The 25,825-nt window shown below is 53.1% G+C and carries 21 protein-coding genes; 12 read left to right on the plus strand and 9 right to left on the minus strand.

All coding sequences use genetic code 11. From position 1 onward, the window contains the following. Positions 1-86: 86 nt before the first annotated feature. Positions 87-734: a FusB/FusC family EF-G-binding protein gene (locus MKY96_RS06445; protein ID WP_340939291.1), complete on the plus strand. Its 648-nt coding sequence runs from the start codon at positions 87-89 to the stop codon at positions 732-734. Between the two features lie 102 nt (positions 735-836). Here the strand turns inward: MKY96_RS06445 and MKY96_RS06450 are convergent, their stop codons facing one another. After that, the gene (locus MKY96_RS06450) at positions 837-1,823 is read right to left on the minus strand and encodes a hypothetical protein (protein ID WP_340939293.1); all 987 of its coding nucleotides are present in this window, start codon (positions 1,821-1,823) and stop codon (positions 837-839) included. Further along, a complete protein-coding gene (locus MKY96_RS06455) occupies positions 1,801-2,721 on the minus strand; it encodes an AraC family transcriptional regulator (protein ID WP_340939295.1) in 921 nt (306 codons plus the stop codon). Before MKY96_RS06455 ends, MKY96_RS06450 begins: the two co-directional genes overlap by 23 nt. Before the next feature lie 156 nt (positions 2,722-2,877). Here MKY96_RS06455 and MKY96_RS06460 point away from each other — a divergent pair, with 156 nt between their 5' ends. The 5 genes from MKY96_RS06460 to MKY96_RS06480 are packed head-to-tail and all read left to right on the plus strand — an operon-like array spanning position 2,878 to position 7,810. Beyond that, positions 2,878-3,120, plus strand: coding sequence for an acyl carrier protein (locus MKY96_RS06460; RefSeq protein ID WP_340752608.1), 243 nt, complete (start codon positions 2,878-2,880; stop codon positions 3,118-3,120). Continuing rightward, on the plus strand, positions 3,117-4,457 hold the full coding sequence (locus tag MKY96_RS06465; RefSeq protein WP_340939297.1) for a hypothetical protein: 1,341 nt from the start codon (positions 3,117-3,119) through the stop codon (positions 4,455-4,457). The genes MKY96_RS06460 and MKY96_RS06465 overlap by 4 nt, the downstream gene beginning before the upstream one ends. Positions 4,458-4,473: 16 nt before the next feature. Then, a complete protein-coding gene (locus MKY96_RS06470; protein WP_340939300.1) occupies positions 4,474-5,595 on the plus strand; it encodes a UDP-glucuronosyltransferase in 1,122 nt (373 codons plus the stop codon). Further along, a complete protein-coding gene (locus tag MKY96_RS06475; protein ID WP_340939303.1) occupies positions 5,595-6,788 on the plus strand; it encodes a radical SAM protein in 1,194 nt (397 codons plus the stop codon). Before MKY96_RS06470 ends, MKY96_RS06475 begins: the two co-directional genes overlap by 1 nt. After that, entirely contained in the window at positions 6,785-7,810 is a 1,026-nt protein-coding gene (locus MKY96_RS06480) for a Gfo/Idh/MocA family protein (RefSeq protein ID WP_340939305.1), read from the plus strand. Before MKY96_RS06475 ends, MKY96_RS06480 begins: the two co-directional genes overlap by 4 nt. A gap of 146 nt (positions 7,811-7,956) precedes the next feature. Here MKY96_RS06480 and MKY96_RS06485 read toward each other — a convergent pair whose 3' ends face one another. Together MKY96_RS06485 and MKY96_RS06490 are read right to left on the minus strand one after the other, a co-directional pair. Further along, positions 7,957-8,745, minus strand: a complete 789-nt coding sequence (locus MKY96_RS06485) for a nucleotidyltransferase domain-containing protein (RefSeq protein ID WP_340939307.1) — start codon at positions 8,743-8,745, stop codon at positions 7,957-7,959. Positions 8,746-8,828: 83 nt separating this feature from the next. Then, positions 8,829-10,175 (minus strand): MFS transporter, encoded by a 1,347-nt coding sequence (locus MKY96_RS06490; RefSeq protein WP_340939309.1) that lies wholly within the window; start codon positions 10,173-10,175, stop codon positions 8,829-8,831. A gap of 173 nt (positions 10,176-10,348) precedes the next feature. On the opposite strand from MKY96_RS06490, the gene MKY96_RS06495 reads away from it, so the two are divergent. Further along, complete coding sequence (locus MKY96_RS06495; protein WP_340939310.1) at positions 10,349-11,554, plus strand: helix-turn-helix domain-containing protein; 1,206 nt, start codon at positions 10,349-10,351, stop codon at positions 11,552-11,554. Between the two features lie 346 nt (positions 11,555-11,900). On the opposite strand, the gene MKY96_RS06500 is transcribed toward MKY96_RS06495, so the two are convergent. The 5 genes from MKY96_RS06500 to MKY96_RS06520 form a co-directional block, all read right to left on the minus strand. After that, positions 11,901-13,655 carry an ABC transporter substrate-binding protein gene (locus tag MKY96_RS06500; RefSeq protein ID WP_340939311.1) on the minus strand — a complete coding sequence of 585 codons (1,755 nt, stop codon included), beginning with the start codon at positions 13,653-13,655 and terminating at the stop codon, positions 11,901-11,903. Positions 13,656-13,732: 77 nt separating this feature from the next. Beyond that, positions 13,733-14,632: a carbohydrate ABC transporter permease gene (locus tag MKY96_RS06505; RefSeq protein ID WP_340939312.1), complete on the minus strand. Its 900-nt coding sequence runs from the start codon at positions 14,630-14,632 to the stop codon at positions 13,733-13,735. A 12-nt stretch (positions 14,633-14,644) separates the two neighbouring features. Then, on the minus strand, positions 14,645-15,601 hold the full coding sequence (locus MKY96_RS06510; RefSeq protein ID WP_340939314.1) for an ABC transporter permease: 957 nt from the start codon (positions 15,599-15,601) through the stop codon (positions 14,645-14,647). An 87-nt stretch (positions 15,602-15,688) separates the two neighbouring features. Then, positions 15,689-17,281, minus strand: coding sequence for a response regulator transcription factor (locus MKY96_RS06515; protein WP_340939315.1), 1,593 nt, complete (start codon positions 17,279-17,281; stop codon positions 15,689-15,691). Then, positions 17,274-19,064 carry a sensor histidine kinase gene (locus MKY96_RS06520; RefSeq protein ID WP_340939316.1) on the minus strand — a complete coding sequence of 597 codons (1,791 nt, stop codon included), beginning with the start codon at positions 19,062-19,064 and terminating at the stop codon, positions 17,274-17,276. The genes MKY96_RS06515 and MKY96_RS06520 overlap by 8 nt, the downstream gene beginning before the upstream one ends. A gap of 697 nt (positions 19,065-19,761) precedes the next feature. On the opposite strand from MKY96_RS06520, the gene MKY96_RS06525 reads away from it, so the two are divergent. From MKY96_RS06525 to MKY96_RS06545, 5 genes are all read left to right on the plus strand, one after another. Then, on the plus strand, positions 19,762-21,756 hold the full coding sequence (locus tag MKY96_RS06525) for a hypothetical protein (RefSeq protein ID WP_340939318.1): 1,995 nt from the start codon (positions 19,762-19,764) through the stop codon (positions 21,754-21,756). After that, entirely contained in the window at positions 21,757-22,386 is a 630-nt protein-coding gene (locus MKY96_RS06530) for a hypothetical protein (protein ID WP_340939319.1), read from the plus strand. It abuts the gene before it with no gap. Positions 22,387-22,482: 96 nt separating this feature from the next. Further along, positions 22,483-22,704, plus strand: coding sequence for a hypothetical protein (locus MKY96_RS06535; protein ID WP_340939320.1), 222 nt, complete (start codon positions 22,483-22,485; stop codon positions 22,702-22,704). A gap of 642 nt (positions 22,705-23,346) precedes the next feature. Further along, a complete protein-coding gene (locus tag MKY96_RS06540; protein ID WP_340939321.1) occupies positions 23,347-24,648 on the plus strand; it encodes a GntP family permease in 1,302 nt (433 codons plus the stop codon). 27 nt (positions 24,649-24,675) lie between these two features. Beyond that, positions 24,676-25,818 (plus strand): glycerate kinase, encoded by a 1,143-nt coding sequence (locus tag MKY96_RS06545; protein WP_340939322.1) that lies wholly within the window; start codon positions 24,676-24,678, stop codon positions 25,816-25,818. Positions 25,819-25,825 lie beyond the last annotated feature (7 nt).

The following is a 25,825-nucleotide window of genomic DNA, read 5'->3' on the forward strand; positions in this document are numbered from 1 at the left end:
TGATCGCCCAAACAGATATTATCGTTTCTAATCGCAGGCTCTGCACCTTATTGCTGTAATCAATCATAATAAGGGGCTGAAGAGCTGTGAAACCAACATTTATTAGAAACCATCAATATAATTATATTAAGAAACAAGCGGATTTTGTGCTGAAAACACTGCGTTCGGTAGCGGACCGCCGTGTCCTGGAGACCGTAAGATACAGCGCCGAGCTCAACGTGACGGGGGCTTTCGCCTCACTGACCGAGGGGCAGGAGCAGATGCTGCGGGCAATCTCCACCTTCGAGAAGGCCGAGGACTTCCAGCAGTATACCAGCGGGCTGGAGCCTTATCTGGAGCCGTTTCCGCCGATTACACTGAAGCAGATTCAGAAGCTGTTTCCCAAGAGTAAAAAGATGAAGCTGCCTGACCTGCAGTCATTTGATTTCCGCTATGTCACGTATCTGGCCTGGGTGGACATCGCCACAAACAAGCTGTTCATCGTCTATCCGCATGAAGGGCAGTTCATTGGTGTGGAAGGCCGGATGCTGCCTGTGCATAAGAAGGGCTACTGCCTGTTCTGCAACCGGCAGCAGGAGCTTGCCTTCCTGACCGTCAAGACCAAGCCGGAGCTGGCGGCGGCAGATAATTTTGCTTCCGTGGGCCAGTACGTATGTATGGATAATCAGGGCTGCAATCAGAGCATTACGGATATAAGCGCGCTGGAGCGGTTCGTCCTCTCGGTACGCAAGTAGCAGAATAACAGGATAGTGTGACACAAGTAGAGCAGCGGCTCCCGGTTGGGGGCCGCTGCTTCTTTGTATAACCAATCACACACCAAGGGTTCACACGATAATCTATCTGCTAGGCTGCGTCGTCATCGTCAAATCTACCAGCTCCTCCAGAAGCTGCTCCTCTAAGCGGATGATCTCACACATATTCCTGTGAAGCTTCACCCGCGCGGCGGGCTTGTTGCCCGAGTACATCCCCTTAATCATGAACTGATTGATCAGATCCCACTTCTCGCCTGCCTGACGGTAGCCTTCAGCTGCCCGGGAGAGAGCAGGCGCCGGGCCTTCGCGCTCCAGCAGCTGCAGGAATTGGCTGAACCGGATCCGGCTGATCGGCAGGGCGTTGGCATAGATTTTGAAGGCTGAACTGGCTTCGGCTGAGTTATCAGCCTTAATCCCGGTCTCCAGATAGGCCTGGGCATACGCTCTGAGCTGGACGCCCACCTGATCCGGACGAACCAGCGGGGCTTGGCTGGTAAGTACCTCCTGAAGGATGGTCTGCCAGTCGGAGCAGGAACGGGAGACTTCACACCGCCCGAATAAAGCATAGAAATGACAGGCCCCTTCAAGGATGCCGAAATCTATCGCTTCAAGATCCCTGCCATAGTAGGCATCCGTCAGATAGATCAGGCTCTTCTCCCGGTCCAGACCCACGGCAAGACAGGCGTGGTTCGTATGCAGCCTGCGGTATACTACACACCAGGGACAGTCATAGGAATCGAAGCCGACCAGAACCGGCATGCCGGAGGACAGCTGATTCTCCAGCAGGTCAAGCATGTGGCTTCTATCCATTGCCGGTTCAGTGCGTTCTATATAACTGAAGGTAAGGCCATGGTACGCGGACAAATAGCCGGTATTGATCCGGGGCAGACGGATCCGCTCAATCAGCGGCTGATCCGGGGCTTGCGGCTCATCCAGGAACATCTGCCAGGCATCGCCGTACATGCCTTTGCTGTCCAGGCCCTGCCACTGCGCTACAGACTGGATGCAATCATCAATGCAGCTGCGCAGCTTAGGGTATGGGGTACTCTTAACAGGAGCAATGTTCAACACTGCTTATCATCTCCTTCGCCGAGCTGGAGTGGCTGTGCAGCCGGTTGCGATAAGAAGCGGGAGTCATGCCGCTGAATTCGCGGAAGAGCCGGTAGAAATATTTCATGTCGTAAATGCCGACCTTAAGGGCCACGGACTGCACGCCAAGCTTCGTGAACAGGAGCAGGATGCAGCTGTATTTCATCCGTATCTCCTGGAAGATCTGGATGTAGGATCTGCCGGTCTTATTCTTGAGCAGCCGCTGGAACTGGCGGGAGCTCATCGCCAGCTGCCCGCTCATCTCATTCAGCGTGATCCGCTCACTATAGTTGCTGATCATATATAGGATGACATCATGCAGCGGGTCATACTGAGGCTCCGGGCGCCTGGTGAAGGGGACGTCTGCTGCGGGCATAATCAGCTTCGCCAGCTCCAGCAGCGGCGGGTATAGCCGCTGCTCATCCATGAGCAGGCCAGAATTCAGCATCCCCTGCAGCCGCCCGAGCAGGAAGAGAATTTCCTTGTTCTTCTCCCTGTATCCGAACCATTGCCGCACCTCCAGAAGCTTCAGCAGCGGCCTGCGGACCTCTTCGGACAAGGGCCCCGGCAGCTCGCTGAGCATCCTGCCAAGCCCGGGCCTTAGCATACAACTCAGGATCAGCAGCGGCTCCGCGCCGCTCAGATCCTGAGGATGAAAGACATGGGACACCCCCGGCGGAATCACGAGCACATCCCCCTGCATTACCTGCATTTTATCTTCGCCAGCCAGATGAATGCCTGTCCCTTGAACCACGTAGGCCAGCTCTACGAAGTCGTGCTGATGACGTACGGAAGTGACCGTTTTTTGAGTCAGGAGCATTTGTACGGGCGAACAGGAGTCGAATAAATAGTCCCCCGTAAATAGCGGAAAAGCTTCCATAAACAAACCTCCGTTTCCTGCTTCCTTATGTTGGATGACTGGAATCCACCCTAGTATATCTCAATATTTTGGCGCATTCAACCATATATTAACAACTTAAAATTTGGTATATTCATCCTATTCATTCCAATTATGCAACCTGAAAGGGGTAGACACATGCAGCAGAAAGTCATTGAGATTATCGCCGAAATCAAGGAGGAACCAGGCTTGCTTCAGACGCTCAGCGGAGCTTCTGACCTGACTCTGGACGCCGCACTTGACTCCCTGCAGATCATTAATTTTATTCTGAGAGTCGAGGATGAATTCAATATAGAGGTAGATTTCGACACCTTTGATCTGGAGCACCTGAAATCAGTGGACCGGTTCTCCGCTTATGTCGCCGGGCTTGCCGTACAATGAGGAACGCTGTGCACTGCGGCAGCCTGGAGTCGGAGCGGTACTGGCGGGAGGAGGATCTGGCCTCCTTGCCGGCCATTCCTGATGCGAAGGCGCTGGCTATCGTACAGGCGATGGATGAAATGCTGTTTGTCTTCTGCGGGAGCGGCGATGTTCTCTTAACCCGCCAGGGGATGAACCGGGCACAATATGACTATCTGCAATCGCTCGGATATGCATTCAGCACTAATATGGATAAGCTCGGTCTGGAGGCAGAGGAGTCTGCTCCCGCACAGGCGGCGCTGAATGTATTTGAACTGCTGGGCCGGATGGACGCCGGGCAGGAGCCGGACCGCTTAATCCCGGAAGGAGCGCTGCTGGAGCCCTTCGCTGTGCTTCCCGGGACACAGGAGGCGGTTAGCCGGTACAAGCTTTTGCCCACGTTGCCTGATGAAGCGATTGTACGGGCAGTGAATACCAAGAGCTATTCTACAGCCATGCGGGACCGGCTCGGGCTGCCGAATATTGCGGTAGTGGTCCACAGTCTGGAGGAGCTGCTGCAAGCGGGACAAGCGCTGCTGGAGAAGGGGGCCTTCCTGATCAAGGACGAGTATGGGGTATCCGGTAAAGGAAATCAGCTGGTGGATTCCGAGCGTATGCTGCGCCGGATGGCCGGGTATCTGGAGTCGAGCCGCAATCAGGGCAAAAGAATCCGGTTTGTCCTTGAGCCTCTGCTGGACCGGGAGACAGACTTCTCCTGCCAGTTTCAGATTGATCCGGAAGGCCGGATCAATCTGCTGTCGGTTCAGCAGCTGGTGAACCAGGGCTTCGCCTTCGGCGAATCCCACTCCCCGCATCCGTCTCTGCTGGACAAGCTGGACAAGGAAGGCTACTGGGAGACCATGCACAGCATAGGCCGGGAGCTGTACTCTGACGGATATTACGGTGAAGTATGTGTCGATTCGATGCAGCTGCGTGACGGAAGCCTGGCGCCTCTCGTCGAGATCAATGCCCGCAAGTCGATGAGTCTGATTAAGCATCATGTGGACCGCCGGTTCAAGCAGGAGGGCATGCACACTTGTCTGATACAGGTGCCGCTGGCGGCTATGGGCAAAGTTCATTATGAGGAGCTGCTGGAGCGGATGGAGGAGACGGGGATTTTATTCTCGCTGGAGGCAGGTGAAGGTGTGATGCCCTTGACCTCAAGCGCGCTCCAGCCGCTGGACCCCGCCCGTGCTGCCGGTTCCACGAAGGGCAAGCTGTATGCGGCCCTGACTTACCGGAGTGAAGACAGCAAGCAGAGCCTCATCCGTACGCTGGACGAGTCTCTCATGCGCACAGGCTATACTATCCTGCGATAAAGAAAGGAATCCTCCAATGAATAACACCGTGACGATTCTATGCTCAGGCTTTGGCTTGGGCTTCTATGTCCCTGGTCTGCTGCTGGAACGGAAGTTCACAGCGATGGGCCTTCAGGCAGAGGTTGAGGTGTTTGAGGCCTTAATGCCTGACCACAAAAAGGAGCAGACAGACAACAGCCGCAGGGCATACCAGCAGAGCTTTGCTGTCGCCCTGACCTCACAGAAAATACCGTCCGATATAAGAAGCAGCCTTGACCCTGCAGCCGTTGAACAATTGCTGGAGCAATGGAAGCAAGAGGAACGGCAGCGCTTCATCGTCTTGTCCGGGCACTGGGTACATGTCATGGACAGGTACCGTGAGATGGCAGGTATGACTGTATATGCCGATTTGCTGTATATCGACGCTGACCTGTCGCCATCGTGGAAGAATCTCCGCAAACTGAATCCGGGTTACGCGGAAGGCTACCATGAAGTAAGCCTGTATGATCCCGGGAAGCAGGAGATTCTGTGCAGCATCGATGCCGGACCTGCGGAAGCACTGCCTGCTGCGGCCCGGAACGGACGGCTGGTCGTTCATGGGGGCGGCTGGGGAATCGGAACCTTCCGCGAGAAGTTTGATGCGCTGGAGACGGCGGGGTACGAGTTGGATATCGCCGCTTACAGCATTCAGGAGATTGGCGGGGCTGTCCGCGGCAGACGTTATTATATGAATGATCCGCAGTGGCGCACCTGGACGAAGGACGGCAGCGGGCAATATACCTTCCCGCCGTTTGCAGAGGTAACGGGTAACCGGACCGGGCATTTTCCGCCCTGCGAGAGCTACGGGGAGGGGATGTACGGAGTCATCCGGCAGGCTTCCGCAGTCATTAGCAAGCCGGGCGGCGGCGCTTTGATTGATTCCCTGGCTTCGGGTACACCGCTGGTGCTGCTCGACCCTTTCGGCCCGCACGAGAAGATCAACAGTGATCTGTGGGTGGGGCTTGGTTACGGCATCACTTACGGGGAGTGGGCCGCGTCAGGATATGATTATGATGAACTTCGCAAGCGGGCGGATAACCTCAGAGCCGCCAGAGGTCAATACCCGGACTATGCGGCAAGCTATGCCGGACAATTATCCACAGCAGGAGGGAGAAGCTAATGCAACCTACCAGTAGAGTGAGCCTGGACGAGCAGTCCTTTGAGGCATTGAAACGTACAATCAAGAATGTGGTGGTTCCGCACCGGGAACGCAAGCATGATCCCGGCTTCAAGACGGTGATGCCCGAGATTATGTCCCTCAAGCTGACCAACCGCTGTAATCTGCGCTGCAAGCATTGCTATCAATGGAATGAAGACGGCTACCATCATGATATGGATACCGCTGAGCAGAATCTGGATATGGATCTGGGAATGATCCAGAGGCTGCTGGAGGAGACGGATGAAGCGCAGTCCCGCCTGTATTTATGGGGAGGGGAGCCGCTGTTTCACCGGCAGGCCAAGGAGATTCTGGAGCTGCTGAAGGAGCATCCCCGGGACACGACCATCTGCACCAATGCCTATATGATCCCTAAGTTCGAAGAGGAGCTGTGTGCCATCTCGGACAATCTGGAGCTGCTGATCCCGATCGAGGGGTTCCAGGAGGAGCATGATTTCCTGCGCGGCAAGAATTCGTTCCAGAAGGTCATCGACGCCGTTGACCGTTTGCTGGAGCTGCGCGAGCAGGGCCGCTTCCGCGGCCGGATCTCGGTGCATAATGTGATCAACGACAATATGATCGGGAGATTATATGAGCTGGTGGAGTTTTTTGAACAAAAGGGTGTGGATCTGGTTCTGCTCTGCTTCCCCTGGTATATCTCGGAAGACACCAGTCTTGCGATGGACCGCTTCTACGATGAACACTTCCAGTGGCTGGCCGAGCTTCCACCGGATCACCGGAGCAGCTGGCACGCGTTCAAATACCATATCCAGCCGGAGAATATCACCAGACTGACCGATGACCTGCGGCGGATTAACAGTAACACCTGGCACAATACCCGAATCCGCTATCAGCCGGGGCTGGACTTTGATGAGATTGATGACTTCGTAGCCGGGAAGCCGATGAAATCCCGCAGTACGTCGAAATGTCTGGCGCTCAGTACCCGGGTGGATATTGCCCCGAATGGCATGGTGAGCGCCTGTAAATTTTTTGGGGAGCTGGCTATTGGCAATGTGAAGGATCTGACGCTGACAGACATATGGAATTCTGCGCGATATGACCGGCTGCGGCGGATTATGGACGAAGGCTTGTCCCCGGCCTGCTCCAAATGTAATGTGCTATACCTCAACACCTATGCTGCGCTGGCGCAGATATGAGCAGTGTGGTAGAGGAGCCAAGCTATAAGCTCGGCATTCTGGGCGCCTCGAATATTGCTGTTCCAGCGATGCTGGAGCCGGCTCGGGTCGTGGACAAGGTGAAGATCACGGCGATTGCCAACCGTACCTTGGCGAAAGCGGAGGCCATGGCGGAAGCGTACCAGATTCCCAATGTGGCGGGTAGTCTGGATGAGCTGCTGGAGCTTGATGAGCTGGACGGGGTGTATATTGCGCTCAGCAATGAGCTTCATGCGCAGTGGGCGATCCGGGCCTTGAACGCGGGCAAGCATGTCTTGGTGGAAAAGCCGATTTGTCTGCATCCTGAAGAAGCGGAGCAGTTAAGGCTGGCGAAGAATAACCCTGCTGCCCCGAAGCTGGCCGAGGGTCTGATGATTGCCTGTCACCCCTGGCAGCAGGCGCTGAAGGGCATCGTCGATTCGGGCGAATTCGGTGCGCTGCGCAGAATCAGTACCCGAATCTCCGTTCCTGCCAAGAACGGGCATGCCGGCAATTACCGGAGTGTCAGGGGGAAGGGCGGAGGTGCTTTTGCCGATCTGGGCTGCTACTGGCTGCAGTTCGTGCAGACCCTTGCCGGTCTTCAGCCGGAGGAGATATTGGCGCAGTCGGCCTTTGACGGGCCGGATGGCTGCGATTGGACCTTTCAGGCGGCGCTGCAATTCAAGAACGGGCTGAGGGCTGAGTGTCTCACTTCCTTCGAGTTGCCATTCCGGGCCTCGCATACCCTGTATTTCGACCATACCGTGCTGACGGTCCCGGATTTCTTCCGGCCGGTCAAGGGGTTCTACAAGCTCAAAATCCGGCATGATCTGCCGGACAACCGCACCACCCTATGCGAATTCGCCCCGCTGAACTATTATGTGGGCCAGCTGGAGGCTTTTGCAGCAATCATGGGCGGTCAACAGGCCGAGGACCTTGACGCTACCTGGGAACGGGTGCAGCTGCAGTCCCTGATCATGGCCGAAGCGCAGCGGCGCCGGGTCTCTGAGATGCTTCCACTATAGTAATAGCGCCAGCAGAGTGAGACCATTGACAGCAGCAATTTCCAGCAACAGCAAATAGCGACTCCCTTTGTGGGGGGCGCTATTTGCTGTTCCACTATATAGTTCCGCTTTACTGATCCAATCCATAAATTAATTCTGACGCTGCACTAGCGGTCCTGTAAGGAAAGGGACTGGTCCATCCAGGCACGCTCGTTGTTCAGCACATAGATCCCGAGCGCCTGCTCGAAGGACAAGCCATGATTATAGAAAGTCAGCATCTTCGCGGCGAAGCGCACACTCTTATGTGCACTGGGCGATTGCAGCAGCTCTGTTGCCAGCGTACGGAAATTCTTCGGCTGGGCTTCGGCAGCATCGACAGCATCCAGCAGCCCTTTGTGGCTTGGAAAAAGCAGGCGGTTATACGCCAGAATCATCCGTCCGCTAAAAAACACCAGTTGGCCCGCCGTATGAGCGAGCAGGTAGGCGTCATTTTTTTGGCCCGCTTCCTTGGCGAAATACAGCCCGTACAGGTAGATCTGAGCGCAGAATTCCCGCAAATTACGCTCGCGGTTCTCCTCGGGGTAGACGGGAATCCGGGCCACCAGCTCACCCAGCTCCGGAATTCTGGAGAATAGCACCTCTGCACCGGTAAAAGCATACCTCGTTGGCTCATTGCCCCGCCGGGCGGCAAGCTCCAGAAACCGTCGGTTGATCACCTTGATATCGGCATATCCGCCTTCATAGGTGCTGACTTCCCGGTCCACGTAGGAGAGCCTGTTGTTCCGCTCATATTCCGCATAGGCTTCATCGGTGAAGACCAGATGTACATCCACATCCGAGGTCTCGCTGGCGGTCCCCTTGGCTACAGATCCGCTGGTGATTGCCGCCAGACAAGAAGGGTCTTGCTCCAGCTTCTCCGCCAGCTTCTCCAGCGTCTGTCTGTGGTGCGCGTGCATATAACGTTCCGCCTCCTTGAGTAGATTCTGCTGCGTTAAGCGTATCAATTGGACAGCTTGCCAGCTATGGTCAATTCAGACATTCAGGCTCCCGCCTGCTCTGTCTTCCCCTGGGCAACCTGTTGATCAGCGGCACCGCTGCGGATGAGGCCTCTCCGTCCGGCCAGCGTGACCGCCAGAATAGCTGCACCGGAGCCGAGCAGAATGAACGAGCCGGGAATCCGGTCGAGGAGGACTCCATAGAGCAGCATTCCGAGCGGAGCGATGGAACCGGCGATGCCCTCCACCAGCCCGAATACGCGTCCACGGTACTCTTCCTCGGTGGTCTGCTGCAGATAGACCTGAATCGGAATGTTAATGAACATAATCATGATGCCGATAAGGACCAGCAGCGGCAGGAAGAGAAGGAAGGTGGCATTCGGGGTGAAATGCAGCAGCAGCGGAACCGCCAGTGCGAGGAATAACACTCCCAGCGCGCTTAAGCCTCCGAGGATCGGCTTCACCGGACTCTTGCTCTGGGGAAGTATAGCAAGCAGCAGCGACATCAATAGTACGCCTGCTGCCAGCATCGCTTCGAGGACCCCATATTGCCTTGAGGAGAGTCCCAGCGTCTGTACTGCAACATAGGGCAGCACAACATTCAGGGCGACAACGAAGAAATTAATCCAGAACACAATCCCCATCAGGGAACGGAGGACCGGACGGCGGATCACATAAGCGAAGCCTTCCTGCAGATTCGTGCGGACCCCGTTAACAGCAGTGCCCAGACGTTCGAAGAGCGGCCGGGGACCTGCGGCTTCGGCGGGTTCACTGGCAGCTTGAAGCCGCGGAATCGGCTTGTACTTCAGCATGCAGCCCATCACAGTCGAAACGGTGAAGCCTGCCGCATTCAACAGCATGAAATCCTGTAGCGGGAGAAAGGCATACAACAGGCCGGCGAGAATCGGAGCCAGCAGGTGGCCAGCCGATCCGGCAATCTGATTCAGTGATCCGGCCCGCTGGACGGAGCCGCTGTCTACAAGCATCATCATCGAGGAGGAGACAGAGATACTATAGAAGATAGAGCAGATAGATAATAGAATGAGTGACAGATAGATAGGCCATACGGACATTCCTTCCAGCGCGGCAAACAGGAAGGCCAGGGACATAATCAGGGCACTCGCCAGATCCGAGCCGATCAGCAGCCTGCGGCGGCTGACTCTGTCGGCGAGCACACCGGCGAAGGGGGACATCAGGATGCCGGGCAGAAGACCGCACAGCAGTGTAACAGCGAAGCTGCTCCCGGAACCGGTCTCGTTCAGAATGTACAGACCGGCTACGAAGGTGTACATACTGGAGCCGAGAACAGAGACCAGTTTGCTGCCGAAGAAGAGGAATATGTTACGGTTAGTCGCTGTCTTATCATGGGTTTCGGATGTTATTTGAGACATACTAGCACTCCCTTGGTCAAAAGTTAAATTTAATTAAACTTATTGTATGAGTGAAAGTTCAGAAATGCAACAAAAAGTTTAATATAATTTAACTTTAAGGTATTTCCAGCTTTCTCTTAGGGTATAGGTAAGCTATACTGAAAAGAAAAGCTACCTGGAAAGTTGGCAAGCAGATGACCACCAAACAAACCATCGGAGAGAAAGTCAAGCAACTGCGCAAGGCTAAGGGGCTTACGCAGACGGACCTCGCCGGAGACCATATGACCAAGAGCATGCTGAGTCAAATCGAGAATGGCCGGGCCTTGCCCTCAATGAACAGCTTGCAGGTTCTGGCCGGCCGGCTGGGCGTTGATCCGGGCTACTTCCTTGAAGGCGAGGAGGAGGCGGAGCTGGCTCCGCTTGTCCGGGAGATGGAGGCGGAGTTTAAGGCGAAGAATTACAGAGAGGTCATCCAGCGGCTCCAGCCGCTAACGGAGCGTACGCTTCCGATGACGATTGACGCTGCGCGTCTGCTGGAGTTCTATGTAAGCTCCCTTTTCTATACAGGCGCCGGAGGCGGGGAAGCGGAGCTTGCGCGGGCAGCGCTGATCTATGAACGCTTCGGCTTATTCGTGGAACGGGCGAAGGTGCAGTATATTTCCTATGCCCTGAATTTCGCACAGAGCAGATACGCGGAAGGGCTGGAGCTGATCCGCCGGGTCCGTAAGGAGTACGAGGATAATAAGGTGGGGAATGATTTTATCTTTGAAATCGATCTTCATTATGCAGAGAGCATTAGCTTGTCTGCCCTGGGGGACTATGCGGGAAGCCGTGCGGCGGCGCTGTCGGCGCTTCAGGTGTCGCGGGAAGAGGGAATCTACTATATGACGGATCATCTGTACCGGGTGCTTGGGATTCTGGCGCTGACCGAAGGAGAGACCTTGGCGGCAGAGGAAGCCATGAAGAAGGCCCGGGCATTCGCAGAATTCACTGAATCACAAGATTCACTGAAGCTGGTGGAGATCGGAGAGATCAGACTCGCGGTAGCTAAGGGAGAATACAGTAAGGTTCTCTCGCTGGCGGAGCAGTATCCGCTGGAGGATGAACCGTATGCATCCAGCGTCCAGCTCATGTGCGGCATCGCCCGGGTTCATCTCGGCCAGGACGATGAAGCGCTGATCAGCCTGTCCAAGGCCGAGCCGGGGGATCAGGTCTACCACCCGCTTGACCGCGCCAACCTGTTGACAGCTTATGCTTACCGCGCACAGATCTGTATGCGCCGGGGGATGAAGGAGGAAGCACTACGCCTGTCCCAATTCGCCTATGATCAGGTCAGGGATTACTCACCTTCCATATACACCGATATGATTAACAAAACTTATCACGAGCTGCATAGCTAGATTGTATTTCGAAGCCCTTCTTCCAGCATTCTGTTGTATAAAATGCAGTTGCGATCGTTCCAGCGACTACAGCATCCTAGCACAGCAAACAACACCCGTGCTATTCTGCACGGGTGCCCTTCTGCAATGGAATATAGGTTGAACTACAAACTTTAGTCAATAGGAAGGAGCGACGGAGGAGATTTTGGAACTGTAGGAGCGTTAGCGTCCGCCTTTGTCTCCGGATTTCTACCGCAACCAGCGGTCTAAATCAGGAAATCTGGAGACAACAGCGACCGGAAGTCCAAAATCTCCGCAGTAGCGACTACCCTATTACTAAGATTTTTTGATCAAGGTTTATGGAATCTTATTTGCTAGTCCACAGCTCCACACGGTCCTGCACATACTTGGTATAGCCAGCTTCCATTTTCTTCACGCCGGCTTTTTCCAGATCGGCCATGTAATCATCCCAGATTTTATCGAATTCAGCCGGTTTGGCCAGAATCGCTTGCGGGATGCGCTTCCACGTAATATCCTTCATTTTATTGCCCAGAATGGAGACTTCATCCTCACCGGGAATTGAAATGTTCCAGGCTGCGCCGTAGGCTTTCTCCTTGAATTCTTCCTCTTTCGGGAACAGATCCTTCCAGGTCGTAGCTTTGTAGGCTGCCAGCGTCTCTTTCTCAACATCGCTATAGCCCAGCACCAGCTGCTCAGGGAAGTTCTTGGTGTAGTAGTTGCCCGTAGAATCCTTGGCACCGTCACCATAGTGAACCATCATGTTCCAGTAGAAGCCAATGCCCGTTTCCTTCGTGAAGGCGGTGTTGTCGTTATTAATGCGGTCTTGAACCTCGGCAGGAACTACGCGTTTGCCGTTCTCCACTTTATAGTGCTTGCCTTCAACACCCCAGTTGTTCAGGATCTGACCTTCATCGGAGGCCAGGTAATCCAGGAACTTGATCGTCCGCACAGGATCGGGGTTGGTGGTGGAGATGGAGATGCCGTAGCCGCCCATGAAGCCGGTAGGCCAGAAGCTGGTTTCCTTGTATTCTTCTGTCAAGGTGACCGGATAGTGTCCGTAAGTCTGATCGAATTTGCCAGCGGCTTTGAGCGCTTGCTGCGCGTCGTTGTAATCCCAGTCCTGGTCAATCAGGCCAAGCACGCGTCCAGTCGCTACTTTGGCTTTGTACTGGTCGTATTTCTGAACGAAGCTCTCCTTATCAAGCAGGCCGATATCGTTCATGTGGTTCAGCCAGCGGAAGTATTCCTTCTCTTCAGGCCGGCGGAAATGATAGATTGCTTCATGAGTCTCCTGATCGATGAAATATTCACCGTCATCGGAGCCGCCGGTTGTCGCAACCGCAGGGTTGGTTACGGAAATATACATATGCCAGTCATCTGCATTCAGGGAGACGCCGATGTTTTTGTTGCCGTTCTCATCGGTCGGATGCTTCTCCAGATAGGCTTTAATTACGTTCTCATAATCCTTCACCGTGCGGATCTCCGGGTAACCGGCTTCCTTCACGACCCGGTGCTGCAGCTCGAAGCCGCCGCCCGCTACGAATTTCTTCTCATCCACGGCTGCCCAGGTTGGGATAGCGTAGATCGACTGGTCTTCATTCGTGTACTTGGCCCGGGCCAGATTATCGCCGAGCACGCGCTTAATGTTAGGGGCATGCTTATCGATCAGATCGGTGAGATCCAGGACCGCGCCGGCATCCACCAGCTTCCCGATGTCGCCTTTAGCAGAGATAATGTCGGGATAATCCCCGCCCGCTGCAATGAGGGCAATCTTCTGCTGCGGATCACCGACAGCGAATTCGGCATCGAGGGTGACGCCTGTCTTTTGTGTAATGACGGTACTGACCTCATCCTTCATATTGTTCCAGTTCGGATTGGGATCTTCCGCGAAGAAGGAGAGTGTCAGGGGACTTAGGTCCTCAGCCGCCGCCGTAGCCTCAGCTGTTGCCGTGGCATTGCCGCTGTTCGTGGCCTTGGCCCCGGTATTCTCAGCCGTATTCTTGTTGCCGTTATTATTGCCCCCGCCGCAGCCTGCCAGCACACTGAGCAGCAAGGTCAGCACCATCAGCGCCACAACCGGTTTCGCCGTCTTTCTTGTCATGAATTGAAACCCTCCCTTTGTCTGGTAGAATCATATTGTATTCACAGGCCGCAGCCTGAAGATACCGCTTAAGCAGCTTAGCTTTTGACCGAACCCAGCGTCATGCCTTTAACGAAATAGCGCTGCAGGAACGGATAGACCACCAGAATGGGTACGGTGACGACAATGGTGATCGCCATTTTGACCGATTCCGGGGAGATCTGGGCCATCACCTCAGTCATGTTGCGACCGCGGAAATTATCCGCATTGGTCGTAGTGCTCTGAATGACCTTCATCAGCTCGAACTGCAGGGTGGTCAGCGAGTCCTTCGAGCCGTTATACAGATAGGTATCAATCCAGGCATTCCACTGGCCGACAGCCAGGAACAGGGCGATGGTTGCCAGCGCAGGCTTGGTCAGCGGCAGAATGACACGCCAGTAGATGGTGAAGTCATTGGCTCCGTCCAGCTTGGCAGATTCCTGAAGAGCGTACGGCAGACCGTCGATGAAGGAGCGGATCACGAACACATTGAAGGCGCTCACCAGACCGGGCAGAACATACACGCCGAAGGTGCCCATCATATGCAAATCTTTGATCAGAATGTAAAAGGGGATCAGCCCTCCCGATACGTACATCGTCAGCGCCAGGAAGGTAGAGACGAACTTGCGGGCCTGGAAGTCCACCCGGCTTAAGGTGAAGGCCAGCATGGAGGCACTGACCAGTCCGAGCAGGGTCCCGATAATCGTCCGCAGCACCGAAATTTTGAACCCGGTAATCAGTCCGGAGAAGGCGAAGATCGTCTCATAATTCTTGAAGGTGAACATCCGGGGGTAGATCGTAATCCCGCCCTTGATGCTGTCCGTCGAGTCATTGAAGGAGATCGCCAGCACGTTCAGAAAAGGATACAGCGTAGCGACGGTAACCACCGTAATCGCGAGATAGACAACCAAATCGAAGATGCGGTCCGACCAGGATGCCGCAGCCAGTTTTTTAATCATGAGCAGGGCCTCCTATATGATGCTTTCCTTGGTTATTTTTTTGAAGATGCCGTTGGCGGTAAAGAGCAGGATCACACTCACCACAGAGTTGAAAATATTAATCGCCGTTCCGAAGGAGAACCGTCCCATCCCCAGCCCGTAATTCAGGGCATACAGGTCAAGGGTCTGCGAGTAGTCACGCACCAGATTGTTGCCGAGCAGGAACTGCTTCTCGAACCCGATGCTGATCAGATGGCCGATGGACATAATCAGCAGGATCACGATGGTACCCCGGATGCCCGGAAAAGTAATATGACGCACCTGCTGGAGCCGGCTGGCTCCGTCCACCCTGGCTGCTTCGTACAGCTCCGGCCCGATGCCCGAGATGGCGGCGAGATAGATAATGGTATTCCAGCCCGTCTCCTTCCAGACATCCGAGGCGGTGACAATGCCCCAGAACAGATTGCCCTTCGCCATGAACTGGATCGGCTCACTGATGATATGAAGACCCATCAGCAGGTCATTGACTGCGCCGTTGTCCGTGGAGAGCATCTTGGTAATGATCCCGGCGGCAACCACCCAGGACACAAAGTGCGGCAGATACGACACCGTCTGAACGAAGCGCTTCAGCACCTGCAGCCGGACCTCATTCAGCAGAATAGCGAAGATAATCGGAATGATAAAGCCTGCCAGCAGTCCCATAATACTCATGGCCAGCGTATTGCGCAGGGCGTTGAAGAATTGCTCATCCTGGAAGAGCTCCCGGAAGTACTGGAGGCCGACCCATTTTTGCTCGAAAAAGGATTTGCCCGGCTTATACTTCTGGAAGGCCATCATCCACCCCCATAACGGAAGATAGCTGAAGACAAAGGCCCAGAGGACAAAAGGAACAGCCATCATATAGAGGTATTTCTGCTGCCGGAATTTCCCCCAGAAGCTGGAGGAGGATTTCTTCGGCTCCGACTTCATCGCGGTGGTAATCGCTTTCATTTATGTCCCTCCTTCGATATAGCTTTATCATAATCTGCCGCCAGGACGGGAAACACCCGAAGATTTAAGTGTAAAAACAGGGGGAAATCAGTCTTTTTCGTAAGCGCTTTCTGAAAAAACATTCTCCGGCTCCTTTCTCCGGTAAGCGGAGGGGGAGGTGCCTGTGATTTTTTTGAACTTCTCACGGAAATAATCGACATCGCTGAAGCCGACGCTGCTGGCTGCCTGATGGATTTTGCAGCCCTGGTCCAGCAGCTCCTTGGCCTTCTCAATGCGGATCGTATCCAGATAAGTGTTGAAGGAGCAGCCCATGGTGTTCTTGAACAGCTTACCCAGATAGGCACTGCTATAGGTGAACACATCGGCCAGCGTCTCCAGCTTCAGATTCTCGTCATAGTGCCGGTGGATCAGATCGACCATCCGCTTCATCAGGACATCCATATCGTCGCGGATAATCCCGCCAGCATATTCCTCCAGCAGACCTGTGATATAGCGCTGGAGCTGGGGGAGGGAGGTATGCCTGTAGATCTGCTGAATCTGCTCCTCCATCCGGCTCTGCGCAGCGCTAAGCTCCTTATAATGAACGGAGAGCTTGCCAGACATGGAGGTGACAGCCCGGACATAATAGGATTTCACCGCCATCTCGGATAAGCCCGCAGCAGCCATAAGGTCCCCTGCTTCCTGGATCAGGGCAGAGATTACGCTGAGATTGCCGGTATCCAGGGCGAAATACAGCCGGTCCATCACGGGAGCGAGCCTGCTCTCCGTATCCTGGGGGTTCGCAGGCAGCCCCTGCTTCAGCTTGAGCGAATCCGGTCCGATCATCCCCGGCTCATCATAGAAGAAATGATCCTTCATCCGCGCCAGCGCCGACTGATGCGAGACCGGCAGCTCCGTCAGACTGTCCACCATATCCCCGGCAGTGATGATGCACTCCAGTCCTTCTGCGGCGGCAGCCTCACGGATCAGCAGGGCCATCCGTTTGCTTACCAGCTCCTTCTGGTAAGAGGGCTGCAGCAGCACCCCGAGATAAGAATCGAGCGCGAAAACGATGCCCCAGCGGTTGTCCTCGAAGCTTGACGTCAGCCGGGACTTGACGCTACTAGAGGGTCCGTTGTCCGCATGATCCTGGAGCAGCAGCCGGATCAGCACGATCTGGTAGGAATCCCATAGCAGCCCCGCTTCCAGCGCCGACTCCATCAGTGCCGGAGCGGGATGCAGACTGCTCTCCATCAGCAGGGATTGAACCAGCATCTCCCGGCTCCAGACCTTAACGGCTTCATGATTCTTGCGGTGTGCCAGCCGTGCGTTCAGCACGGTGGACAGTCCGGTAAGATACAGCTGCAATTCCTCCTCATCGACCGGCTTAAGCAGATAGTTATCGATATTGTAAGATAGCGCGCGCTTAGCATAGCTGAAGTCGGCATAGCCGCTCAGAATGAGAATATGCAGCTCCTCATGATCCTCCCGCAGCTCACCGATCAGCTCCAGTCCATCCTTCCCGGGCATACGGATATCCACAATCATCAGATCCGGGGAATACAGCTTAGCCTTATGCCTGGCTTCAATCGCATTGGCCGCTGTATCTACCACCCGGTAGCCGAGGCTCTCCCAGTCCAGCAGAGTGACAAGTCCTTCGCGGATCGACAATTCATCATCAACAATTAACACACTATACATAGGAATCACTCCTTAAAGGGATGGCGAAGCTGATTTGTGTTCCGTATCCGCTCTGGCTGGCCAGAACCAGGCCGCATTCCGGGCCATAGGTCAGCTTCAGCCGCAGATGGATGTTACGCATTCCGATACTGTGGGTCTCATAGTCATCGTTGTTGTCCAGCATCTGCCGCAGCTCTGCGAGCCGGGCCGGCGAGATTCCGGTTCCGTTATCGGAGACCTGAACCTTAAGTATGGCCTCCTCCACCCGGATATCTACCCGGACCATTCCGCCGTCCATCCGGTCCTCCAGGCCGTGAATGACACAATTCTCCACCAGCGGCTGAATAATAAGCGGCGGAATCCTTAGCGTATTCGCTGCCGGATCTACATACAGCTCGTAGGCCAGCCGGTCATTGTAGCGGAATTTCTGGATGACCAGGTAGCAGTTCACGGTCTCCAGCTCACTTTGCAGGGTGATTCTGCCTCCGCCGACCTCTAAGTTCTTGCGCATCATCTTGCCCAGCAGCCGGACTACCTGCGCAATATCGGTCTGGCCCCGGGTGTGGGCCTTCATCCGGATCGACTCCAGGGCATTAAACAGGAAATGGGGATTGATCTGGCTGGCCATCATTTTGAATTTGATCTCATTCTGCTTCAGCAGGATGGCATTCTTCTGCTGGTTGGACTCCTGCACCTCGCTCATCAGGTCATTGATATTGCGGACCATGTGGTTGAACTGCCGGGCCAGCTGGCCGATCTCATCTTTGCCGTCGATCACGAGCCGGGCTTCCAGATTCCCGGAAGCGACCTTGGAGATATGCTTGCTGAGATGGAGCATTCGTCCGGTTAGCAGGCGTGAGAAGTAGTAGATTAGGATGATTGCAAGAAATAGGGAGGAGATAATGACGGAAGAAGCCAGGGAAATAATCCGGTTAGGTTCACTTACAATGCTCTCAACGGAGAAAATAGAGATAATCCGCAGACTGTTCAGGCTGCCCTGGGGATGCCAGTCGTCGATCAGCATTTTGAAGGACTGCCCGTCAATCGTGATATCTGCAGGCCCGTGCCCGGCAAGGGTGGACAGCGGCTTCAGGTTGATTTCGTGCAGCGACTTGCCGAGGGTGCCTGCACGGTTGGAGGCGACAATATTATCGTTCTCATCGACGATAAAGGTCTCGAAGCTCTCCTGCTTCAGGATGCTGCTGAGCTGATCCGAATTGACATTCACGACCAGCACACCGGTTGTGCGCTGCTTGAGGAAGTCGACCTTGCGGATCAGGCTGAGATAATACTGGCCGTTCCGGCTGTCAGGAATGTAACTCCAGAACGCCAGTCCCTTCTGGGCCAGGGCGAGCTGGTACCACGGCTCCCGGGTAACCGCTTCATCGGCCTGGAGGAATTCCCAGTTGTTGAGCACCGTCGGATTGTCGATATACAGCCGGATGCTGGAGACTTCCTTGTACAGGCGGACGAAATCCCGGAAGTCGGGGTAATCCCAATAGGCCTGCACCACATCATAGACCGATTCGTAACGGTGATTCGCGGCCTCCTCCAGCCGGCTGTCATTGGACAGGCGGTAGACGATATCCACCGGAACGTTCAGCATCTCGCTGGTCCGTTTTTTCACACGGTCGACATTCGCCGTAATCTGCTTCAGCGCATTGTTCATCGCCATATTCCGCAGTTCACTGGTCAGGAACACCCCCACAATGAGCACCGGAATCAGGACGACGCTGCCAAAGGAGAGGAAGAGCTTGGTCCTGAGCTTCAGGTTGTTCATGAAGGTGATGATACGGGTATACACGAATGAAATCACCTCTGTAAGTACATTTGTAATAACGCTTACAATAGAGTATAGCGCGAAACAGGCAGCCAATATATGTCATGAAAATATTTTTTTGATAAACTTTACGGCTCCGAATTCCGATAATAAAGGGATCTGCACAACAATAATGGATAAATATTGAATCCTTATGTGGAATACTGGAACTCCATTCTGAAGAAGTACGCGGGACCATCTATTGTGTTCGGTTTATCGCATGCATTTGGCCTATGCACCTGCGCACCGGTACAATGTATGCTGTATTTGGCATACATTCGGACCACACACCTGCGCACTGGCATAATGTATGCTGTATTTGGCATACATTCGGACCACACACCTGCGCACCGGCACAATGTGTGTTGTATTTGGCATACATTCGACCACACACCTGCTCAACAGCGCAATGTATGCTGTTTTTGGCATACATTGGCCCGAATCCCTTGGTGGAAGCACATTGTATTCGGTTTTCCACATACATTTGGCCCGGTGACTTCTACTTGGATGGTAACGTAATCATAAATACAACCTTGGATCAATACCAGAAAAAGTATCTTTCAAGCGAGTTAATTAATCATCTTAGAACTCCGTATGTTTGCAAGGAGTTATAAGTCTATGATTCTGTGAATTTGTGTAACATAACTTACAGTTAAACATGCTGTACAGCGGGAGGGCGAAGATGGCATCAACGAAGCTTGTATTTAACGAGGATGAAGTCCGGCGCCTGCAAACGAAAATCGGCCAAGTGAGTCAGGACACCAATCGGCTATATCTTCAATTGAAGGGCCAGTCCAGCAGCTGGGGCGGTATTCCCATGGGCGATCATCTGGTCAAGGCCCAGGTTCTGATCAATGAATTAACCGTAGAAGCGGAGAAATTAGAGGATATCATCCGGGTCGCCCTAAGAGGCGTATCGGAGCTACAGGAAGAGAATAAACGGCAGGCGGACAGGCTGACGGGGCAGTTTAGTCTTTTGCTCGCTGCTTTCGGAAGCTTGGGGCTGCAACCAGCCGCCGGACGGTTCTCCATCCCCGAATTTGTGCAGCGAAGTGCGACGAACCTCATCACTTCGATTGCGGCTCTATCGGGAAAAGATGAGCTCAGTAGGGACCCGGTGGTGCAGCAGCTCAGGAAGGTCATTCAAACCTCCGGCCTGCTGACTGTAGAGAGTATCGCTGCACAAAGTAAGCTGAACGATATCTTCGCAGCGCGGAATGAGATCGCTAAGGCACAGATGGCCTTCAAGGTGTATCAGGCGTTCGGCAATCAGGCGCAGATGAAGACAGTTCATGCAAAGGCCGAAGAAGCCCGGCAGAAGCTGGCTTCTCTAGGTGTAGCCAAGATCTACTATGAAGCCGGTAAGGATCTGAGCGCCCACTACAGACAACCAGCAGTCACCGCCTGTACGTATGATCCGTCGATCACGGCGGACAAGGTTCCATTATTACATAACGAAGAATATCTGCTGCTGCTAAGGCTGGCGATGGAGAAGACTGCCGCCGGAGCGTATGCGCGGAGTCAGCTTGCGGCGAAGCGGCAGGAAATTCAGACCGCAGCGGCTCTTAAGCAGGTTCAAGAGCAGATCGAAGCGCAGCGGCGGTTGAACGGGCCGCCGCTTACCCTGCCGGATGGCACGCCAATTACCGCAGACAACAAGGAAAATGAGACTACGTGGGACTTTTATCAGACGAAAGTCTATGTGCCAAATGAAAATCTCACCCCGATGTACACCAGTTATCTCGGGTGGCTGGATAACACGTATGGTCTCACGAAATGGGAGAGCAAGGTCCATCAGGCGGATGGTGTGGTGCTGGCTTTTACCGAAGGCCTGGTGAAAGAGGTCGTCATGGGTGTAGCGGATACGGCAACCCTTGCCTTCAAACTAGTGGTAGACCCGGTCAAAACCACCACAGAAATGAAGCAGCAAGTGCAATATCTCATCGAGCATCCCGAAGTGCTGGTGGAAGCGGCCAAGATGGCGTATCATCAGTTTGACGAAGGCACCCCGGAAGATAAGGCGAAAATGCTGGGCTCGGTCGCTTCGATTTTAGTTCCCGGACTCCAGGTCACCAAAGCAGGCAAAGCCGGTAAAGTGCTGGGCGAGGTTGAAGACGTCATCAGCCAAGCGGCGAAGGATGCCCTGCAAGGGATCAGGCAGAAGCTTCCGGATCTGGGTCCGGTGGTGCAGACGCCGGATGGGTTTGTGTTCAAGATAGGGGAGATTCCTGATACTCCAGCCTTGCCTAAGACACCGGTGCAGCAGCGGTATTTGGATGGGGTGGATGGGAAGAGTGGTAGGGTTGAGGGGCCGGGTAAAGCAAGTGACATTTATAAACATCAACAGTATAAGCAATCGATCCTTAAAGAGGATGTTTTATCAAACTCGGATGTTATAATTAAAGGCGAGGATTTATGGGATGAAAAAGCTCTGAAAACATTAACTAATGATGGTACTAAAATAGAAGATTGGGCTAAAATGACCTCAAAGCAACAGTATGAAACTCCGTATGGAAAGGGAGAAATTCATTTTTACCAGAATCAGGTGACAGGAAAGGTTAGTTCGTTTGATATAAAGTTGAAGGTATCTAAACCGAAGAGTCTCAGAGTAAATGAGAACGACCTATTTTGGATAATTGAATTAGATGCTGATTTTAATATTAAAGGAGTAAGGTAAATGAGAGTACGTATTAAAGAGGGAATCCAGAAACAAGAAAATTTATCAATAGATAAAAAATATATGGTTTATTCTGTTGAAACAAGCAAGAATAAAGAGGAATTTTATAGAGTGGAAAATGATCTAAAACAAGTTGTGCCGTATTCTATCTCTTTATTTGACATTGTATCCGATAGGAAAAACTCTGATTGGATTTTGTGGAACAAGCCTAATAATAGTTCGGCTTTTTTACCGAAGCAACTTGCTTATTTAAGTTTTTGGGAAGATTACTATAATGATGAATTAGAAGCTTTGAAAAAGTTCAATTTAGTCAAGGAACAGCTATTTCAAGAAGAGTTAGGTGATGATGAATTACATGAGATTTTTGAACAAGACAACGAGGATGAAATTATATTCGTTCTCAATGCTCTTCATAAGACAAAGGATAATAAAATGACTAATCAAATAATTCAATATGTAAAAAGAAAACTAGAAAAAAGCAATGGATTAGATAATACTGTATTGCTTGCATTCCAATATCTGAGTCTGTTTAAACAATCTGATGTAGAAGATTATTTCATTTATTATTTGACTAATATTGAGCTAGGAAACGACCTATTAACTGCAGTAGTAAATGAATATTTTAATTAGAGAGTTAAGTAAAGTGAGAAGCTTGAGCAAACAAATATCCTGAATTGAAGGGTACTACAGTGATGATGAAATATAAATTTAGATTGAAATACATGGATGAATTCAATATGGGTTGTATTGGATTTTGACGATGAAAAATCACTTGAGTTCGCCAGTATGATAAGTGATCCCTTAGGATCTGATATACCTTGGAGATTTAAAGATTTGAAAAAAGATATTGAGAATTATTTTGATTTATTAAGGGGAAATATACCCGAATATAGACATGGAGGAAATGCATCAAACGTTATATCTTATAAAAAAATATACTATAATTGAAGATCCGTTTTACGATGAGGAAGAAAATGAAATTGAACCGGTCTGTAAATTAGAGACAGTGGAATTTGTGGGGATTATATTATTATGGGCTTACGAAACTTATAAATATAAAAGCTAGAAAGGAATAATTGCTCTAGAGGAGGCAGATATGGTTATGAAATGGATTGAACAAAAAATGTTAGAAGTTGAAATTATAGAAAATGAATAAACCATCTAACACATGATGAACTTTCAAAAGCTCATTCCCACTTGAACCATGATTAGGAATGAGCTTTTTTGCATGTTCGAAGTCCCATACTTTCGATTAAACACTGTTAGAAATCTTTAGAGTCATAGTTAATGGAAATATCATTCTAACTCGACAGTTGGAGGAGAAGAGGGCAGGAGATGGCCATCATCAGAAGCTTGAACTCAAGCAATTTCAGGACTACTCGCAGAATTACTTAGAGAGCGTATTCTTCAATAATCCCTATATTGCGAGTGTCCGTATTTCTTTACAGAGCACCTATTCCAAAATTGAGATCTACCCCGATTCCGTTGGTCACATGCACAATGCATTTCGTCCGTTCATCAATATTCTTTTCCTCCCCCCAGACCTTATAATGAGAGCGTGTTCAACAAGTTGTTAGGGGGATATTTGAAATGGAAGGATTAATCATTGGTTGGTATGGAGCGCTCGCAGGACTGGCAATTGCCATTATTCTGATCCTTAGAAAATTAAATCCGGTCTACGCTCTGTTCCTGGGTGCCATTGCAGGGGCGCTGATCGGCGGAGCCAATCTCGAACAGACCGTAAGTGTTCTTGTAAGCGGTACACAAAGTGTAATGGGCACGGTGCTGCGGGTGCTGGCCGCCGGTGTGCTCGCTGGTGTGATGATGGAGTCGGGTGCGGCTGAAGCCATAGCCCAGGCTATTGTCCGAAAGTTCGGCGGAAGCAAGGCCATTCTGGCCCTCGCGCTGGCAACTATGGTCATTACGGCAATGGGCGTATTCATCCCGGTAGCGGTGCTGATTGTGGCTCCGATTGCTTTATCCGTAGGCAACAAAATGGAGATCTCGAAGCTGGCGCTGCTGCTGGCCTTGTCGGGCGGGGGGAAGGCGGGTAATATTATCTCACCGAATCCAAATACGATTGCTGCTGCGCGCGGCTTCGATCTTGATCTGAGCAATGTCATGCTGGCAGGCGTGATCCCGGCAATCTGCGGATTAATTGTAACCGTTATCTTAGCCACCCTGCTGAAGAAAAAGGGGGTTATGGTTACCCCGGCGGAGGCTGCGAACGGGACAGACACTGCGAACACAGCCGCTTACCCGCCGCTCAGCAGAGCTATTGTGGCTCCGCTCGTGGCCATCGTCCTGCTCATGATTAACCCGATCGGCTCCATCTCCGGGATCGAAGCGTTGACCAAGCTTAAGGTGGATGCGCTCTATATTCTGCCGCTGGCAGGGATTATCGGGATGCTAGCGATGGGGCAAGGCAACAAGGTGCTGCAATATACGTCCTCCGGCCTTAGCAAAATGACCGCAACCGTCCTGATTCTAATCGGGGCAGGCGGCATCGCCGGTCTGATCTCCGCTTCCGATCTGTCCGCCCAGGTGGTGCATCTGATTGAGCTGTCCGGGATTTCCGGGACGTTCCTGGCACCGATCTCCGGGATACTGATGGCTGCGGCTACCGCCTCAACATCCACGGGTGTTATTGTCGCTACCGGCTCCTTCGGGCAGGCCATTCTGAATATGGGCACCGCTCCGCTGGCTGCCGCTGTGATGGTTCATACCGGAGCTACGGTCATCGACTCGCTGCCGCAGGGCACTTACTTCCATGTCACGGCGGACAGTATGAAAATGTCAATCAAGCAGCGCATGGGGCTCATCCCGTATGAGGCCATGGTTGGCGGCACGATGACGATTGTGGCTACGCTGGTTTACGGATTTTTACTCTAAGATCAATATGATAGATGAGGTGTGGAAATGAGAGAGAGAACCTTTGTGCTGGCGCCGGATTCCTTCAAGGAGAGCATGACCGCGAAAGAAGTATGTACAGCGATGGAGGCCGGACTCCGCAAAATATACCCTGAAGCAACCTACATCCATGTTCCGATGGCTGACGGCGGGGAGGGGACCGTGCAGTCCCTTGTCGACGCTTCGGGCGGAGAGCTTCATGATTTAGAAGTTGCAGGACCGCTGGGACAGCCGGTGACGGCACAATTCGGCATTCTCGGTGACGGCCGGACGGCGGCCATCGAGATGGCTTCGGCCAGCGGCATTCAGCGGGTGGACAAGGCGGAGCGGAATCCGCTGATCACCACCACCTACGGAACAGGCGAGCTGATTCTGGAATGTCTGAACCGTGGTATCCGCAAAATCATCATCGGCATCGGCGGCAGCGCCACCAATGACGGCGGTGCCGGAATGGCCGAAGCGCTTGGCGCCAGATTCCTTGATGAAGCTGGGAGCGTACTTCCGCGCGGCGGCGGCAGCTTGGGGCAACTGGCGAGTGTTGACGTTAGCGGGCTTGATGCAAGACTGCAGCAGGTTCAGCTCATCGTTGCCTGTGATGTGACCAATCCGCTCTGCGGAGAGCAGGGGGCTTCAGCCGTATTTGGTCCACAAAAGGGGGCCACGCCCGATATGGTGCAGCAGCTTGACGCCAATCTGGCCCATTATGCGGCGGTGGTGAAGCAGCAGCTTCACAAGGATGTCCGCGACCTTCCCGGAGCTGGTGCAGCGGGGGGACTGGGCGCGGGTCTGATGATCTTCACACGGGCAACGCTGCAGAAGGGAATCGAGATCGTAATTGAATACACAGAGCTTCAGCAGAAGCTGGAGCAGGCGGACTTCGTCTTCACGGGTGAAGGCGGGATTGACTTCCAGACCAAATTCGGCAAAACGCCGTACGGCGTAGCCCGCACCGCCATGGCCAGCGGCAAAAAAGTCATCGCCCTGGCCGGTTACATCGGCGAGGGCATCGAGACGCTCTACGCCGAGGGAATCGATGCCGTCTTCGGCATCGTTCCCGGCGCTTCGAGCCTGGAGAAGCTGCTGGCGGACGGCCCCGCCAATGTCGAGCGGACCTGTGAGAATATCGCCAGGCTGCTGAAGCTGGCTGAATAGAATGTGC

Source organism: Paenibacillus sp. FSL R7-0302, from assembly GCF_038006885.1.
Classification (GTDB): domain Bacteria; phylum Bacillota; class Bacilli; order Paenibacillales; family Paenibacillaceae; genus Paenibacillus_AQ.